The organism is Phenylobacterium sp. GW823-FHT02A09 (assembly GCF_058797775.1).
Genome location: NZ_JBXAJZ010000006.1, coordinates 41195 through 55590, shown reverse-complemented (window position 1 = coordinate 55590; position 14396 = coordinate 41195). Strand labels below are relative to the sequence as shown.

At 69.6% G+C, this 14396-nt stretch carries 16 protein-coding genes and 1 riboswitch; of the genes, 6 read left to right on the top strand and 10 right to left on the bottom strand.

Translation table 11 applies throughout. The features are described from left to right. Window positions 1-9: 9 nt before the first annotated feature. From gcvPB to gcvT, 4 genes are all read right to left on the bottom strand, one after another. Window positions 10-1593 carry an aminomethyl-transferring glycine dehydrogenase subunit GcvPB gene (gcvPB, locus tag AC1Q87_RS21305; protein ID WP_492610837.1) on the bottom strand — a complete coding sequence of 528 codons (1584 nt, stop codon included), beginning with the start codon at window positions 1591-1593 and terminating at the stop codon, window positions 10-12. Then, window positions 1593-2936 carry an aminomethyl-transferring glycine dehydrogenase subunit GcvPA gene (gene gcvPA, locus AC1Q87_RS21300; RefSeq protein WP_492610836.1) on the bottom strand — a complete coding sequence of 448 codons (1344 nt, stop codon included), beginning with the start codon at window positions 2934-2936 and terminating at the stop codon, window positions 1593-1595. The genes gcvPB and gcvPA overlap by 1 nt, the downstream gene beginning before the upstream one ends. Before the next feature lie 76 nt (window positions 2937-3012). Next, a complete protein-coding gene (gene gcvH / locus AC1Q87_RS21295) occupies window positions 3013-3378 on the bottom strand; it encodes a glycine cleavage system protein GcvH (RefSeq protein WP_492610835.1) in 366 nt (121 codons plus the stop codon). Between the two features lie 18 nt (window positions 3379-3396). Then, window positions 3397-4509, bottom strand: coding sequence for a glycine cleavage system aminomethyltransferase GcvT (gene gcvT, locus AC1Q87_RS21290; RefSeq protein ID WP_492610834.1), 1113 nt, complete (start codon window positions 4507-4509; stop codon window positions 3397-3399). 157 nt (window positions 4510-4666) lie between these two features. Beyond that, window positions 4667-4760: riboswitch (glycine riboswitch) on the bottom strand. A gap of 173 nt (window positions 4761-4933) precedes the next feature. On the opposite strand from gcvT, the gene AC1Q87_RS21285 reads away from it, so the two are divergent. Then, a complete protein-coding gene (locus AC1Q87_RS21285) occupies window positions 4934-5284 on the top strand; it encodes a nuclear transport factor 2 family protein (protein WP_492610833.1) in 351 nt (116 codons plus the stop codon). Window positions 5285-5303: 19 nt separating this feature from the next. Here AC1Q87_RS21285 and argS read toward each other — a convergent pair whose 3' ends face one another. Both argS and AC1Q87_RS21275 read right to left on the bottom strand, forming a co-directional pair. Then, entirely contained in the window at window positions 5304-7139 is a 1836-nt protein-coding gene (argS, locus tag AC1Q87_RS21280) for an arginine--tRNA ligase (protein ID WP_492610832.1), read from the bottom strand. Continuing rightward, window positions 7136-7819, bottom strand: coding sequence for a Tat pathway signal sequence domain protein (locus AC1Q87_RS21275; protein WP_492610831.1), 684 nt, complete (start codon window positions 7817-7819; stop codon window positions 7136-7138). The genes argS and AC1Q87_RS21275 overlap by 4 nt, the downstream gene beginning before the upstream one ends. Before the next feature lie 129 nt (window positions 7820-7948). Here AC1Q87_RS21275 and ispH point away from each other — a divergent pair, with 129 nt between their 5' ends. The 4 genes from ispH to AC1Q87_RS21255 are packed head-to-tail and all read left to right on the top strand — an operon-like array spanning window position 7949 to window position 10892. Further along, the gene (gene ispH / locus AC1Q87_RS21270) at window positions 7949-8914 is read left to right on the top strand and encodes a 4-hydroxy-3-methylbut-2-enyl diphosphate reductase (RefSeq protein WP_492610830.1); all 966 of its coding nucleotides are present in this window, start codon (window positions 7949-7951) and stop codon (window positions 8912-8914) included. Window positions 8915-8948: 34 nt separating this feature from the next. Continuing rightward, window positions 8949-9917, top strand: a complete 969-nt coding sequence (gene thrB / locus AC1Q87_RS21265; protein WP_492610829.1) for a homoserine kinase — start codon at window positions 8949-8951, stop codon at window positions 9915-9917. Next, on the top strand, window positions 9914-10357 hold the full coding sequence (gene rnhA / locus AC1Q87_RS21260) for a ribonuclease HI (RefSeq protein WP_492610828.1): 444 nt from the start codon (window positions 9914-9916) through the stop codon (window positions 10355-10357). The genes thrB and rnhA overlap by 4 nt, the downstream gene beginning before the upstream one ends. A 55-nt stretch (window positions 10358-10412) precedes the next feature. Beyond that, on the top strand, window positions 10413-10892 hold the full coding sequence (locus AC1Q87_RS21255; protein WP_492610827.1) for a MarR family winged helix-turn-helix transcriptional regulator: 480 nt from the start codon (window positions 10413-10415) through the stop codon (window positions 10890-10892). On the opposite strand, the gene AC1Q87_RS21250 is transcribed toward AC1Q87_RS21255, so the two are convergent. From AC1Q87_RS21250 to AC1Q87_RS21240, 3 genes are read right to left on the bottom strand one after another with little or no spacing between them, the layout of a single operon-like run. After that, complete coding sequence (locus tag AC1Q87_RS21250; RefSeq protein WP_492610826.1) at window positions 10852-11310, bottom strand: NfeD family protein; 459 nt, start codon at window positions 11308-11310, stop codon at window positions 10852-10854. The genes AC1Q87_RS21255 and AC1Q87_RS21250 overlap by 41 nt on opposite strands. 4 nt (window positions 11311-11314) lie before the next feature. Next, window positions 11315-12301: an SPFH domain-containing protein gene (locus AC1Q87_RS21245; RefSeq protein ID WP_492610825.1), complete on the bottom strand. Its 987-nt coding sequence runs from the start codon at window positions 12299-12301 to the stop codon at window positions 11315-11317. A gap of 29 nt (window positions 12302-12330) precedes the next feature. Further along, window positions 12331-12759 (bottom strand): TIGR02301 family protein, encoded by a 429-nt coding sequence (locus tag AC1Q87_RS21240; protein WP_492610824.1) that lies wholly within the window; start codon window positions 12757-12759, stop codon window positions 12331-12333. 87 nt (window positions 12760-12846) lie between these two features. On the opposite strand from AC1Q87_RS21240, the gene AC1Q87_RS21235 reads away from it, so the two are divergent. Beyond that, entirely contained in the window at window positions 12847-13377 is a 531-nt protein-coding gene (locus AC1Q87_RS21235) for a type III secretion system chaperone family protein (protein WP_492610823.1), read from the top strand. Here the strand turns inward: AC1Q87_RS21235 and AC1Q87_RS21230 are convergent. Next, window positions 13374-14291, bottom strand: a complete 918-nt coding sequence (locus AC1Q87_RS21230; protein ID WP_492610822.1) for a LysR family transcriptional regulator — start codon at window positions 14289-14291, stop codon at window positions 13374-13376. The two genes, AC1Q87_RS21235 and AC1Q87_RS21230, sit on opposite strands and share 4 nt — an antisense overlap. Window positions 14292-14396 lie beyond the last annotated feature (105 nt).

Here is a 14396-nt window from a genome sequence, read left to right as displayed (position 1 = left end):
CACTTGTGGCTATTCAGCCGCGAGCGGCGCCGGGGACACACCTTGCGCCTCCGGCCGCCACGTCAGACGCGGCTTGCGGGCGGCCAGGGTCTCGTCCAGGCGGCGCAGCGGGGCCAGATAGGGGGCCCCCTTGAACCGCTCGGCGTCGCCGGCCTTGGCGGCGTGCGCCAGGGCGATCAGCGCCTCGCAGAACCGATCCAGCTCGTGCTTGGGCTCGGTCTCGGTCGGCTCGATCAGCATCGCCCCGTGGACGACCAGCGGGAAGTACATGGTCATCGGGTGGAAGCCCTCGTCGATCATCGCCTTGGCGAAGTCGAGCGTGGTCACCCCGGTGCCGTCCAGCCAGGCGTCGTCGAACAGCGCCTCGTGCATGCACGGACCTTCGGGGAAGGCCGGGCTCATCACCGGCGACAGCCGCGCCTTGATGTAGTTGGCGTTCAGCACCGCATCCTCGGCCACCTGGCGCAGGCCGTCGGTCCCATGGCTGACCATGTAGGCGTAGGCGCGGACGAACATGCCCATCTGACCGTGGAAGGCGCTCATGCGGCCAAAGCCCTGGGCGGCCTCGTCGATGGTCTCCTCGACCAGCTTGAAGCCGTCCTCGCCCGACACCACCCAGGGGGCCGGCGCGTGGGCCGCCAGCGCGGCCGACAGCACCACCGGACCCGCGCCCGGCCCGCCGCCGCCATGCGGCGTGGAGAAGGTCTTGTGCAGGTTGATGTGCATGGCGTCGACGCCCAGGTCGCCCGGGCGCACCCGGCCGACGATGGCGTTGAAGTTGGCGCCGTCGCAGTAGAAGTACGCCCCGGCCTCATGGGTCAGGCGCGAAATCTCCAGGATGTCGCGCTCGAACAGCCCGCAGGTGTTGGGGTTGGTGACCATGATCGCCGCCACGTCGGGCGACAGCTTGGCCGCCAGGTCGGCGGTGTCGACGCGGCCGTCGTCGGTCTGGGCGATCTCGACCACCGAATAGCCGACGAAGGCGGCGGTAGCCGGGTTGGTGCCGTGGGCCGAGGTCGGCACCAGCACCGTGCGGCGATGCGCCTGCCCGTTCGCCTCATGGGCGGCCTTGATGGCCAACAGGCCGCAGAGCTCGCCGTGCGCGCCGGCCTTCGGCGACAGGGCGACGGCCGGCATGCCGGTCAGGGTCTTCAGCCAGTGGGCCAGGCGGTCCATCAGCGCCAGCGCGCCCTGCACGGTCGCCTGCGGGGCCAGCGGATGCAGGTCGGCGAAGCCGGCCAGCCGGGCCATCTTCTCGTTCAGGCGCGGGTTGTGCTTCATCGTGCACGAGCCGAGCGGATAGAGCGCCAGGTCGATGGCGTGGTTCTTCTGCGACAGGCGCACGTAGTGGCGCATCGCCTCCGGCTCCGACAGGCCCGGCAGGCCGATCGGCGCGGCGCGCACCAGGTCGCCCAGGTCCGACGCGTCCTGCGCGGGCGCGGCCAGGTCGACGCCGGTCTTGTCCCAGCCGCCCAGTTCGAAGATCAGCGCCTCGTCCTGCAGCAGGCCGCGGCCGCCGGTCAGCGAGGTGTGGCCGGTCGATTCGGCGGCGCCTTCCGGACGGGTCGGACGGCCAACGTTTTGCATGGTCATTACGCGGTCCTCCCGGCGAGCGCCTGGGCGAAGGTCTGGATGTCCTGGGTGGTGGTGGTCTCGGTCGCGGCGACCAGCAGGACGTCGTCCATGCCGGCGCCGGGGTCGAGCCGCGAGAACGGCACGCCGGCGACGACGCCATCGGCGAGCAGGGCCTCGACGACGGCGGCCGCATCGCCCTTCAGGCGGATCGCGAACTCGTTGAAGAAGCGCGGGGTCAGCACCTCGACGCCTGGCACGGCGGCCAGGGCGTCACGCAGCTCGCGGGCCTTGGCGTGATTCAGCGCGGCCAGCTGGCGCAGGCCCGTCTCCCCCAGCAGCGACAGGTGGATCGTGAAGGCCAGGGCGCAGAGGCCCGAGTTGGTGCAGATGTTCGACGTCGCCTTCTCGCGACGGATGTGCTGCTCGCGGGTCGACAGCGTCAGTACGAAGCCGCGGCGGCCCTCGGCGTCGAGCGTCTCGCCGCACAGCCGGCCGGGCATCTGGCGCACCAGCTTTTCGCGGCAGGCGAAGAGCCCGACATACGGACCGCCGAAGTTCAGGCCGTTGCCGATCGACTGGCCCTCGGCCACGGCGATGTCCGCGCCCATCTCGCCCGGCGACTTTAGCAGGCCGTACGAGACCGCCTCGGTCGTCACCACGATCAGCAGCGCGCCGGCCTCGTGGGCCGCCTGCGCGATCTTGGTCACGTCGGTGACGACGCCGAACACGTTCGGCGTCTGCACCACCACCGCGGCGGTGTCGGCGTCGATGGCGTCGAGCACAGCGGCCTCGGCGTCGACCGCCGCGGCCTGGCGCACGATGTCCATGCCCTCGGCATGGGCGATGGTCTGGGTCGTCGCCGCATAGTGCGGATGCAGCCCCCCCGACAGCACCGCCTTCTTCCGGCGGGTGACGCGCTGGGCCATCATCACCGCCTCGGCGCAGGCCGTGGAGCCGTCGTACATCGAGGCGTTGGCCACCTCGAGCCCGGTCAGGGCCGCGACCTGGGTCTGGAACTCGAACAGCACCTGCAGCGTGCCCTGTGCGATTTCCGGCTGGTAGGGCGTGTAGCTGGTCAGGAATTCCGAACGCTGGATGATGTGATCCACCGTCGCCGGGACATGGTGCTTGTAGGCCCCCGCCCCGCAGAAGAACGGCCCTGCCCCGGCCGGACGGTTCATCGCCGCCAGGCCGGCCAGCTCGCGCTCGACCTCCAGCTCGCCGGCGTGCAGCGGCAGATCGAACAGCTCGGCCTTGCGGGCCGCCTGCGGCACGTCGACGAACAGGTCGTCGATCGACCCGGCGCCGATGGTCGCCAGCATCTGCGCGCGGTCGGCCGGGGAAAGGGGCAGGTATCTCATGGTGTCGTCACTCCCCGCTCCTGAAGAGCGGCGCGTCGGCTTGGACCCCGGCCTGCGCCGGGGTCGGCGGTGTTGATTAGAGCGTGCCCAGGAAGGCTTCGTAGGCGTCGCGGTCCATCAGCGCCTCGACCTCGGCCGGGTTCGCCAGCTTGACCTTGGCGAACCAACCCAGGCCTTCCGGCTGGTCGTTGACCGTCTCGGGCGCGTCGCCGAGCGCGGCGTTGCCCTCGACGACCTCGCCCGAGACCGGGGCGTAGACGTCGGAGGCGGCCTTGACGCTCTCGACCACGGCCAGGTTGTCGCCAGCCTTCACGGTCTTGCCCGTTTCCGGGACCTCGACGAACACGACGTCGCCCAGCTGCTCAGCCGCATAGGCGGTGATGCCGATGGTGGCCACGTCGCCCTCGACGACGACCCACTCGTGATCCTTGGTGAAACGCATGGGGGAAGGCCCTCTCTCTCAGAGCTTGCGAACATAGCGATGGGGAACGAAGGGCATGGCGACGACCTCTGCGGCCTGGGCCTTGCCCCGAACGATGACTTTCAGCTTCGAACCGGCGTCGGCGTAGGCCGGCGGCACGAAGCCCATGGCGATGGGCTTGCCGAGGCTCGGCGAGAACCCGCCCGACGTGACGACGCCGATCACGTTACCAGCCCCGTCGGCGATCTCCGCGCCCTCGCGGGCCGGCGCGCCTTCCAGCACTACCAGACCGACGCGCTTGCGGCTGACGCCCTCGGCCAGCTCCTTGGCGATGCGCGCCGCGCCCGGGAAGTCGCGCGCGTCGCGGCGCTTCTTGGAGACCGAGAACGCCAGGTCGGCTTCGACCGGGCTGACGGTCTCGTCGACGTCGTGGCCATAGAGCGGCAGGCCCGCTTCCAGACGCAGGCTGTCGCGCGCGCCCAGACCGATCGGCTTCACGCGCTCGTCGGCCAGCAGGGTGTTCCAGATGCGTTCGGCTTCAGACGCCGGGACCGAGATCTCGTAGCCGTCCTCGCCGGTGTAGCCCGAGCGCGAGACGATGGCGTCGGTTCCGAAGGCGGTGATCGCGCGGGCGTCCATGAACACCATGCCGGCGGCGTCCGGCGCGTGCGCGGCCAGCACCTCGGCGGCCTTCGGACCCTGCAGCGCCAGCAGCGCGCGGTCCTCCAGGCGCTCGATGCGCACCTGTCCGGCCAGTTCGTCGTCGATGACCTTGAAGTCGTTGTCCTTGCAGGCGCCGTTGACCACCACGAACAGGCCGTCGTCGTCCGGACGCGCAGCCATCAGGTCGTCGATGATGCCGCCCTTCTTGTTCAGCAGCACCGAGTAGCGCTGCTTGCCCGGCTGCAGGCCGATGAAGTCGCCGGGCGTAACCTCCTCGAAGGCCGACAGCGGCGAGACCCCGCGCAGCCGCGCCTGGCCCATGTGCGAGACGTCGAACAGGCCGGCGTTCTCGCGGGTCCAGAGGTGCTCCTTCAGCACCCCGTCCTTGTACTGCACGGGCATGGAGTAGCCGGCGAAAGGCACCATGCGGGCGCCCGCGGCGATGTGCGCGGCGTTGAGCGGGGTAGTCTTCAAGATCTCGTCGGACATGGCGGACTCCGGCTGATGACATCGCGAGCGCGCGTCAGGGCCAAGCCCTCGCGACGTTCGCGCCCCCGCTGTCCCTGAGCCTGAGAGATTTCAGGACCAGGCGGTCCCTTGCTCCTTCGGCGAGCCCCGGTTTCCCGGCGCTACTTTCCAGCGTTCATCAGCTCGCGCGGTCCTTTTGCCTGAGCGTTTCCGGGGCGGTTGCGCCTTCGGCTCCGGACCCCGAAAGGTCCGATCTCTCCCGCGAGAGTCGCCGCATAACTCTTCGATCGCCGAAGGGGAGTCAATGCGCCACGCGCCGCGAGGCGAGCGCTTGTGACGATCTGCGCATGGACGTCGCGGGAGAGGCCCCCGCGTGGTAGCTTTCCGCCGCCAGGCATAGCAGCGACCGCCTCGGCCGCGGGACCCGTCTGGCGGAGACGGCGCCATGCCCTCGATCACCCCCAAGACCCTGAAACACGCGCTCGAAGGCCGGGACGCTTCGGCCCTGATCGGCTTCTATGTCGACGATGCGGTCATCCAGATCATCGACCGCGACCACACACCCAGCGCCCCGATGGAGCTGCGCGGCAAGGCGCAGATCGCCCGCTACTACGAGGACGTCTGCGGCCGGGCGATGACCCACAAGCTGGAATCGGCAGTCGCCGACGATACCCACATGGCCTTCAGCGAGTCCTGCGCCTATCCGGACGGGACCAAGGTGTTCTGCACGGCGATGCTCGACCTCGACCACGGCAAGATCCGCAACCAGGTGACGGTGCAGGCCTGGGACGCCTGAACGCCCCAGGCGAGCTGCCCTACATCCGGTCGGTCGCGGCGATGCCCAGCAGGTCCAGCGCCTGTTCGAGCTGGCGCAGGGTGGTCTGCGCCAGCGCCAGGCGCGAGGCCTTCACCGCCGGTTCGGCGCTGAGGATCGGACAGGCGGCGTAGAACTTCGAGAAGGCCTGGGCGAGCTTGTAGGCGTGCTCGGCGACGAAGTTCGGGGCCTTCTTGTCGTAGGCGTCGATCAGCGCCTGGTCATAGGCGTCAAGCAGCAGCACCAGGTCGCGTTCGGCCGGATCGGCGACCACGATCGGCCCGGGCTCGGCGCCCTCGGCCTGCGCCTTGCGCAGCACCGACTTCACCCGCACCGCCTGGTACAGCAGGTAAGGTCCGGTCTTGCCCTCGAAGCTCGAGAAGCGGTCGAGGTCGAACACGTAGGACGTGCCGCGGAAGTTCTGCAGGTCGGCGAACTTCAGCGCCGCGACCGCCACCTTGTGGGCGGTGTCCTCGAAGGTGTCGGGGTCGAGCTCGGCGCCCAGGCCCGCCTCGTGCAGGCGCTCGCGCGCCTTGTCGCGGGTCATGACGATCATGTCGTTCAGCTTCAGGACGCCGCCTTCGCGGGTCTTGAACGGCTTGCCGTCTGTGCCGTTCATGGTGCCGAAGCCGACATGCTCCAGGCTGCCCTTCTCGGCGTAGCCGGCCAGGTAGGCGGCGCGGAACACGATCTCGAAGTGGTCGGCCTGGCGCTGGTCCACGGCGTAGAGGACGTGGTCCGGGCCGAAGGTCTGCTTGCGGTCGAGGATCGTCGCCAGGTCGGTCGTGCCGTACATGGCCGAACCTTCGGACGAGACCACCAGCAGCGGGTCGGGGCTCGGGACCACGACCACCGAGCCGTCCGGCAGCTTCTTCTTCTTGGTCTCGTTCGGACCGGCGACGTGCACGATGCGCGCACCCTGGTCCTCGACCAGCAGGCCCTTGGCCTCCAGGTCCTCGACCATCGGCTTGATCAGTTCGTCGACGTCGCTCTCGCCCTTCCAGAGGTCGAAGTCGACGCCCAGGGCGTGGAAGTCGCGCTCCAGGGCGACCTTGGTCACCTTGGCGAAGTGGCGCCACAGCAGGAAGTAGCCGGCGCGGCGCGCCTGCAGTTCGGCGGTCAGCTTGCGGGCCCGGTCGCGGTACTCCGGCTCGGTCTTGCCGCGCGCGGCGGCCAGCGGATAGAGCCGGTCGAGGTCGGCCAGGCTGACCTTCTCGTCGAACAGGGCGAAGGCGGCCGCCTCGTCGGCGTCGCTGACCGCGCCCTTGGCGTTCAGGTCTTCGACCACCTTGGCGATCTGCGCGTCCTCGTCGGTGACCGCGCCGATCAGCAGGCCCATCTGGTAGCCCCAATCGCCGAAGTGGGCGTCGCCCAGCACGGTGTCGCCGCGGAACCGGTAGATGCGCTTCAGCGATTCGCCGATGATCGACGAGCGCAGGTGGCCAACGTGCATCGGCTTGGCCACGTTCGGGCCGCCGTAGTCGATCATCACCTTGCGCACGGTCTCGACCGCCTGCGCGCCCAGGCGCGGATCGGCGGCGATCTCGGCGGCGCGGGCCGACAGGGCGCTGTCGCTGACGCGCATGTTGATGAAGCCGAGGCCCGCGGCCTCGACCGAGGCCAGGCGCGGGTCGCCGGTCAGGTTCGCCACCACCTCGGCGGCGATCTCGCGCGGGTCGCGCTTGGCGACCTTGGCCGCGGGCAGCGCCCCATTGCATTGGAAGTCCGCCAGGTCGGGCCGGTCAGACGGAGTCACCCGGCCGAGTTCGGCCGGCAGTCCCGCCGCGGCGAAGGCGGCGGCGACCGCTTCGCTCAGGCCCCTTTTCAGGTCGCTCATTTGTTTTCGTTGGTGTTCCCGGCGACGGCGGCGCCGGCGTTCAGCCGGAAACGCTTACCCTCGCGGTTGAAGGCCGCCATCTGCGGCGTGACGTCGAAACCGACCAGCACTTCGAAGTTGGCGCCGCTGGTGGTCATGGTGGCGCGCGGAATGGTGATCTGGTTGATGGTTTCGGTGGCGTAGACGCGATCCTGGCCGGCCGGGAAGGTGATCGGCAGGTCGAAGTATTCCTTGGCGATCACCGACTGACCGCGCTGGGTCACCGCCACCCAGTAGCGATAGTTCTTGGTGGCGCCTTGAGCCTGCGGGCCTTTGCCCAGTTCGAAGAGGATCTCCATCTTCACCTGGATCGGCTCTTCGTCCTTGTACTGGCAGCCCGCCGAGATGCCTTGGATCTCGCCCGAGAAGCCGACCGCTGAGGACGCCTCGCGTTCGTCCTTGAACTCGACAAAGCGGGCCGCGTCGTAGAGCACCTTCACATAGGGGCACGGGCCGGCGTTGCGCAGCTGCGGCAGCGGCGCCTGGACGTCGCTCCATTCCGAATCGCGCTTGCGCTTCTTGGAGGCCTCTTCCTGCTGGCGCTGTTCGTCGTTGCCGCGGCGTTGGGCGAGCGCCAGCTCGGGAACCGTGGTCCCGGCCACGATCAGGCCGGCGGCAAGCAGCATCAGGGAGCGGCGCATCAAGGTCGTCCAAAAGCCAGAGGGGCGTGCAGCCCTACGGGCGCGACGCATGCACGTCCCTAGTAATGGCTATCGATTGAGGCCGCAACGCGGCTGGCGGACACGGCCCTGAACGCCTAACTTGCCGCCATGTTGCAAGAGCCCCGCCCTCGCCCCCCGCTGACGGTCCTGCTGGCCACGCCCCGCGGCTTCTGCGCCGGCGTCGACCGCGCCATCCAGATCGTCGAGCGCGCCATCGAGAAGTACGGGGCTCCGGTCTACGTGCGCCACGAGATCGTCCACAACCGCCATGTCGTCGAGCGGCTGAAGAACCTCGGCGCAGTGTTCGTCGAGGAGCTGTCCGAGTGCCCCACCGACCGCCCGGTGGTGTTCTCGGCCCACGGCGTGCCCAAGTCGGTGCCGGCCGAGGCCAAGGGCCGCCAGATGCTCTACCTCGACGCCACCTGCCCGCTGGTCTCCAAGGTCCACGTCGAGGCCCAGCGCCACTACGACGCCGGCAAGGAGATCGTGCTGATCGGCCACGCCGGCCATCCAGAGGTCGTCGGCACCATGGGCCAGCTGCCCGAGGGCGTCGTCCAGTTGATCGAGACCGTCGAGGACGCCCGCGCCTTCAATCCGATCGACCCGGCCAACGTCGCCTTCGCCACCCAGACCACCCTGTCGGTCGACGACACCGCCGAGATCGTGGCCGCCCTGCGCGAGCGGTTCCCGGACATCGCCGCCCCGCACAAGGAAGACATCTGCTACGCGACCACCAACCGCCAGGAGGCGGTCAAGGCGATCTCGGCCCGCGCCGAGGTGCTGCTGGTGCTCGGCTCGGCCAACTCCTCGAACTCGGTGCGGCTGGTCGAGGTCGGCAAGCGCTCGGGGGCCAAGGGCGCCTATCTGATCGACGACGCCCGCGGCCTGGACTTCGCCTGGCTGGACGGCGTCGCGACCGTCGGGGTCACCGCCGGGGCCTCGGCGCCGGAACTGCTGGTCCAGGGCTTGATCGACCGACTGGGCGAAGCCTTCGACGTCACGGTCGAGGAAGTCGACACCGTGCGCGAGACGGTCAGCTTCAAGCTGCCGCGCAAGCTGACAGCGGACGCTTGACGCGCGGCCCGCGCTCCCGCACTTCCGCGCCAGCATGGCCGTTTACACCGACATCACCGACGAGGAGCTGAACGCCCTCCTCTCCGACTTCGACCTCGGCGCCCCCGTCTCGTTCAAGGGCATCGCCGAAGGCGTCGAGAACTCGAACTTCCTGCTCGAGACCGAGGCCGGGAAGTTCATCCTCACCGTCTATGAAAAGCGGGTGCGCGAGGACGAACTGCCGTTCTTCCTCGGCCTGACCCGCTGGCTGGCCCAGCACGGCTATCCCTCGGCCACGCCGATGATCGACAAGGCTGGCGAAGCGCTGAAGCGCGTGCGCGGCAAACCCTGCGCGATCTTCTCGTTCCTGCCCGGCCTGTCGGTCCGCCGCCCGAGCGCCGCCCACTGCCGCGAGGCCGGCGAGGGCCTGGCCCGCCTGCATCTGGCCGCCGACGGCTTTTCCATGACCCGCGCCAACGACCTTGGCCAAGCCGCCTGGGCGCCGATGTTCGAGGGGCTGAAGGCCCAGGCCGACGCCCTGAAGCCGGGCCTGGCCGGCGTCATCGACGGCGATCTGGCGCGCATCGCCGCGTCCTGGCCCGCGGACCTGCCGGGCGGGGTGATCCACGCCGACTACTTCCCGGACAACGTCTTCTTCCATCCGGGCGGCAAGTTCGCCGGGACCATCGACTTCTACTTCGCCTGCAACGACTTCCTGGCCTACGACATCGCCGTGGCCCTGAACGCCTGGTGCTTCGAGGCCGACGGCAGCTTCAACATCACCAGCGCCCGCGCCATGCTGGCCGGATACGAGGCCCACCGCCCGCTGAGCAGCGCCGAGCGCGCCGCCCTGCCGGTGCTGGCCCACGGCGCGGCGATGCGCTTCTTCCTGACCCGGCTGCACGACTGGCACGCCACCCCGGCCGGCGCGCTGGTGCGCCCGAAGGACCCGCTGGAGTACGAGCGCAAACTGGCGGTTCACCGCTCGGCGCCCGACCTCGTCCTGCTGGGCGAGGTCTCGTGACCCCTGCAGTCGTGATCTACACGGACGGCGCCTGCTCCGGGAACCCGGGCCCTGGCGGCTGGGGCGCGGTGATGATCTCCGGCGCGCACGTCAAGGAGATCTGCGGCGGCGAGCCGGGGACCACCAACAACCGCATGGAGCTGATGGCGGCCATCCAGGCGCTCGAGGCCCTGAAGAAGCCCTGCAAGGTCGAGCTCCACACCGACAGCACCTACGTCATGAAGGGCATCTCGGAGTGGATCTTCGGCTGGAAGAAGCGCGGCTGGAAGACGGCCGACGGCAAGCCGGTCAAGAACGACGACCTCTGGCGGCGGCTCGATACGGCCCGTGGGCGCCAGGACGTCAGCTGGAACTGGGTCAAGGGCCACGCCGGCCACGAGCTGAACGAGCGCGCCGACGCGCTCGCCCGCAAGGGTCTGGAGCAAGCGCGCAAGGCTTGACCGTTCAAGTCCGAACGACAACCATGTTCGGGCTTGAACAACAGGAGGCCGAAGCATGGCCCCGACCCTGCAGGATCGTCCGGACGTCGCTGTGTTCAGCGAGATCGGCGTCATCGAGCATCTGATCCGCCAGTCGGTGCAGCAGCACCTGCCGGCCGGCATGACTTACGCGCATTTCGAACTGCTGCAGCACTTCGTGCGCAACGGCGACGGCCAGACGCCGGCCGAACTGGCCCGCGACATGCTGCTCTCCAAGGCCGCGGTGACCAACATCCTGCAGAAGATGGGCGAGCTTGGCCTGGTCAGCGTGCTCGGCGACGTCGCCGATGGGCGCAAGAAGCGCGTGCGCCTGACCCGCGCGGGGCTCGAACAGCACGCCGCCGTGCTGAAAGAAATGAAGTGGAAGATGGAACTGCTGCGCGAGGGCTTCACCGACGCCGAGTTCCGTCAGGCCCTGCCCTTCCTGCGCAACCTGCGCCGCTTCCTCGAGGAGGTCAGCGCGGGACCCGCACCCGGAGCCGCGAGCCGCCGCTGAGGCCGGTCACCTCGACGATCGACTCCAGCTCCAGCTGCGCGCCGTCCTCGGATTCCGCGGCCCACTCCTTGCCGTCGATCAGCACCCGGCCGGCCCCGTGCACGAAGGCGGCCGAGACCCGGCCCTGGTGCCCGACCAGCCGCGCCACGTTGTCGTTGATGTCCGTCGTCGAGGTGCGGTCGCGCGGCCAGAACCGCCGCGCGGCCAGGCTGGTGACCATGGTCAGCACTGCGAACAGACCAATCTCGACCACCGCGTTGCGGGTGAACAGGCTGATCACCGCGACGACCGCCGCACAGGCGGCCGGCCACAACAGCCAGCCGGAGCCGAAGGCGATCTCGATCGCCAGCACCGCGGCCCCGACCGCCGCCCACAGCCAGAAGCCGTAGGCGCCGTAGAACTCGGCCAGCGTGCCCATCGGGTCAGGCTCCCGTCGGCGGGACCGCGCCGCGCGTGGCGCGCGGCGGGGCCGAGGCCGGCGCGGCCGGGCGACGCGGCGGATCGTCGGTGCGGATGGTCTTCACCAGCTCTCCGACCCCGGCGAGCGAGCCGACCAGCGCGCCCATCTCGGCCGGCACGATCACCGTCTTCTGCTGCGGGCTGTCGGCCAGCTTGGCGAAGGCCTCGACGTACTTCTGGGCGACGAAGTAGTTGATGGCGTTGACGTCGCCGCGGGCGATGGCTTCCGACACCATGGCCGTCGCCTTGGCTTCGGCCTCGGCCTCGCGTTCGCGCGCCTCGGCGTCGCGATAGGCCGCTTCCCGGCGGCCCTCGGCCTCGAGGATCGCGGCCTGCTTGGCGCCCTCGGCGCGGGCGATCGCCGCCGACTTCTCGCCGTCGGCTTCGGTGATCACCGCGCGGCGTTCACGCTCGGCCTTCATCTGCCGGGCCATGGCGTTGGTGATGTCGGGCCCAGGCATCAGGTCCTTGATCTCGATCCGCGCCACCTTGACGCCCCAGGGGCCGGTGGCCGTGTCGATGACGTGCAGCAGCCGGGTGTTAATCTGGTCGCGCTGCGACAGCACCTCGTCCAGCTCCATCGAGCCGACCACCGTGCGCAGGTTGGTCATCGCCAGCTGGGCGATGGCGTAGTTGAGGTTGTCGACGCGATAGGCCGCCGCGGCGGCGTCCATCACTTGGATGAAGACGATCCCGTCGACCTTCACCACCGCGTTGTCCTTGGTGATGACCTCTTGCTGGGGCACGTCCAGGACCTGCTCCATCATGTTCACCTTGCGGCCGATCCCCTCGACGAACGGGGTCAGGAAGCTGATGCCCGGCGCCAGGGTGCGGGTGTAGCGGCCAAAGCGCTCCACCGTGAACTCGCGGCCCTGCGGCACGATCTTGATGGCCCCGAACAGGATCACCAAAGCCAGGATCAGCAGGACGACGACCGCAGTCAATTCCATGACAACCTCCCCGAGAAACGGCGGTCACACTAACGCGGAGCAGGCTCCGCCGTCACGCCTTCTTCCGGCGTCGGCTGCACGACCCCGCTGCGGTACTGCGCATGGGACAGGGCCGTCGCCAGCTCGCGGCCGCGCACCGCCATCAGCCCCTGGGCGCGCCGCGTGCTGTCGTCGCATCCGCGATAGAGCCGCCGTCCCTCGGCGAACCCGGCGTTGAAGCTGTCCTTCAACCGCGCCTCGGCTTCCGGATCGCCGCCCTCGGTCTCGACCAGGCGGTTCATCCGCGTGCGCCAGTACTGGTCGTCGCTCCCCTCGCAGACCTGGCGCAGGGCGTGGCTTTCGCCCAGCACCCGGCTCAGCTCGGCCAGGGTCTGGCGCATCTCGGGCGAACGCTCCTGCGCCAGGCTCGGAACCGGAGCCAGCAGCAAGGCGGCGGCGATGGGCAGGACGCGGCGCATGGGTCGCACTTAAATCCGCAGGCCCCGGCTTGTCACCCACGGCCATAAGACGTTAGCCCTCCGGCTTCACGCTGGAGCTCAGCCCGCATGCGCGCCTTCGCCGCCCTTCTCGCCCTCGCCATGGCCGCGCCGGCGCTCGCCGCCGAACCGGCCAAGCCGGCCGCCAAGCCCGCGGCCAAGCCCGCCGCGAGCAGCGCCTTCGATGCGCGCGATCCGGCCGCCCTGGTCGGGCTGCTGGCTTCGATGGACGCCAAGGCCAGCGTCCTGGGGGCCAATAACGGCGTGGTCGTGCTCGACATCGCCACCCCCGGCGGCAAGTTCGGAGCCCAGTTCGTCGACTGCGATGCGAACGGCAAGGCCTGCGGCATGGTCGCCTTCTCCACCGCCTTCGAGCGGCGCGGCGCGAACCTGGCCCAGATCAACGTCTTCAACCGCAGCCAAGTCGCCTGCCGCGGCTACCTGACCGACGACGGCCGCGCCAACGTCATGTACGGCGCGATGCTGAGCGCCCGCACCAACGCCGCGGAAATGAAGCAGCACCTGGGAATCTGGCAGGGCTGTCTGTCCACCTTCGGCCGCTTCAACCGCGAGCCCCAGGCCTTCCCGCCCGCGACCTAGAGCCCCGTCTGCCAGGGGGCCGCCGCCAGCCGTTCGGCCAGGAAGTCCATCAGCACCTTGACCCGCACCGGCCGCAGCCGCCCCGGCGGGCTGACGATATGCAGCGCCGGGTTCGGCGGGCGCCAGTCGCACATCGCGGTCTCCAGGGTCCCGTCCTGCAGGTCGCGCCAGCAGATGAACTCCGGCTGCAGCGCCACGCCGAGGCCCGCGCGCAGCGAAGGGCTCAGGCTCTCGGAACTGTTGACCCGCATCGGTCCGCTCACGGTCACGCTCTGCTCCTCGCCGGCTGCGTTGGTGAACCGCCACAGGTCCGGCGTCTCGACGTTCGCATAGGTGAAGCAGCGGTGTTGCAGCAGGTCGCGCGGGTGCTCCGGCTTGCCGAACGCCTCGAAGTAATGCGGCGCCCCGACCAGCATCACCCGCATGTCGCAAAGCTTGCGGGCCAGCAGCGAGGAGTCCTGCAGCTGGGCGATCCGCACCGCCAGGTCGTAGCCCTCGGCCACCAGATCGACCTTGTGGTCGGCCAGGTTCACGTCGAGCGTCACCTCAGGATAGCGGGCCAGGAAGTCGGGCAGAATGTCGGCCATGTGCAGCAGGCCGAACGACACCGGCGCCGCCAGCCGCACCACCCCGCGCGGGATCACCGACTGCGCCGCCGTCTCCGCCTCGACCGCCTCGCCCTCGGCCAGGATGCGGTTGGCGCGCTCCAGGGCGTTGCGGCCGCTCTCGGTCAGCGACAGCCGCCGCGAGGTCCGGTGGAACAGGCTGGCGCCCAGGCGCGCTTCCAGGCGGGAGACGGCCTTGGAGACGGTGGCCTTGGAGAGGTCGAGCTCGTCGGCGGCGCGGGCGAACGAACCGGTCTCGGCGACCCGGGCGAAGATCGCCCAGGCTTCGAAGTCAGGGAGCTTTGACATGTCGCTTTTGGAAACAATCTGTTTCCATCGTTTCTATTTCTAATTCCCGGGGGATCGCTACCTTTTTCTCGAACGGACGGCCCAAGCAGACCCGTCCCCCGGAGT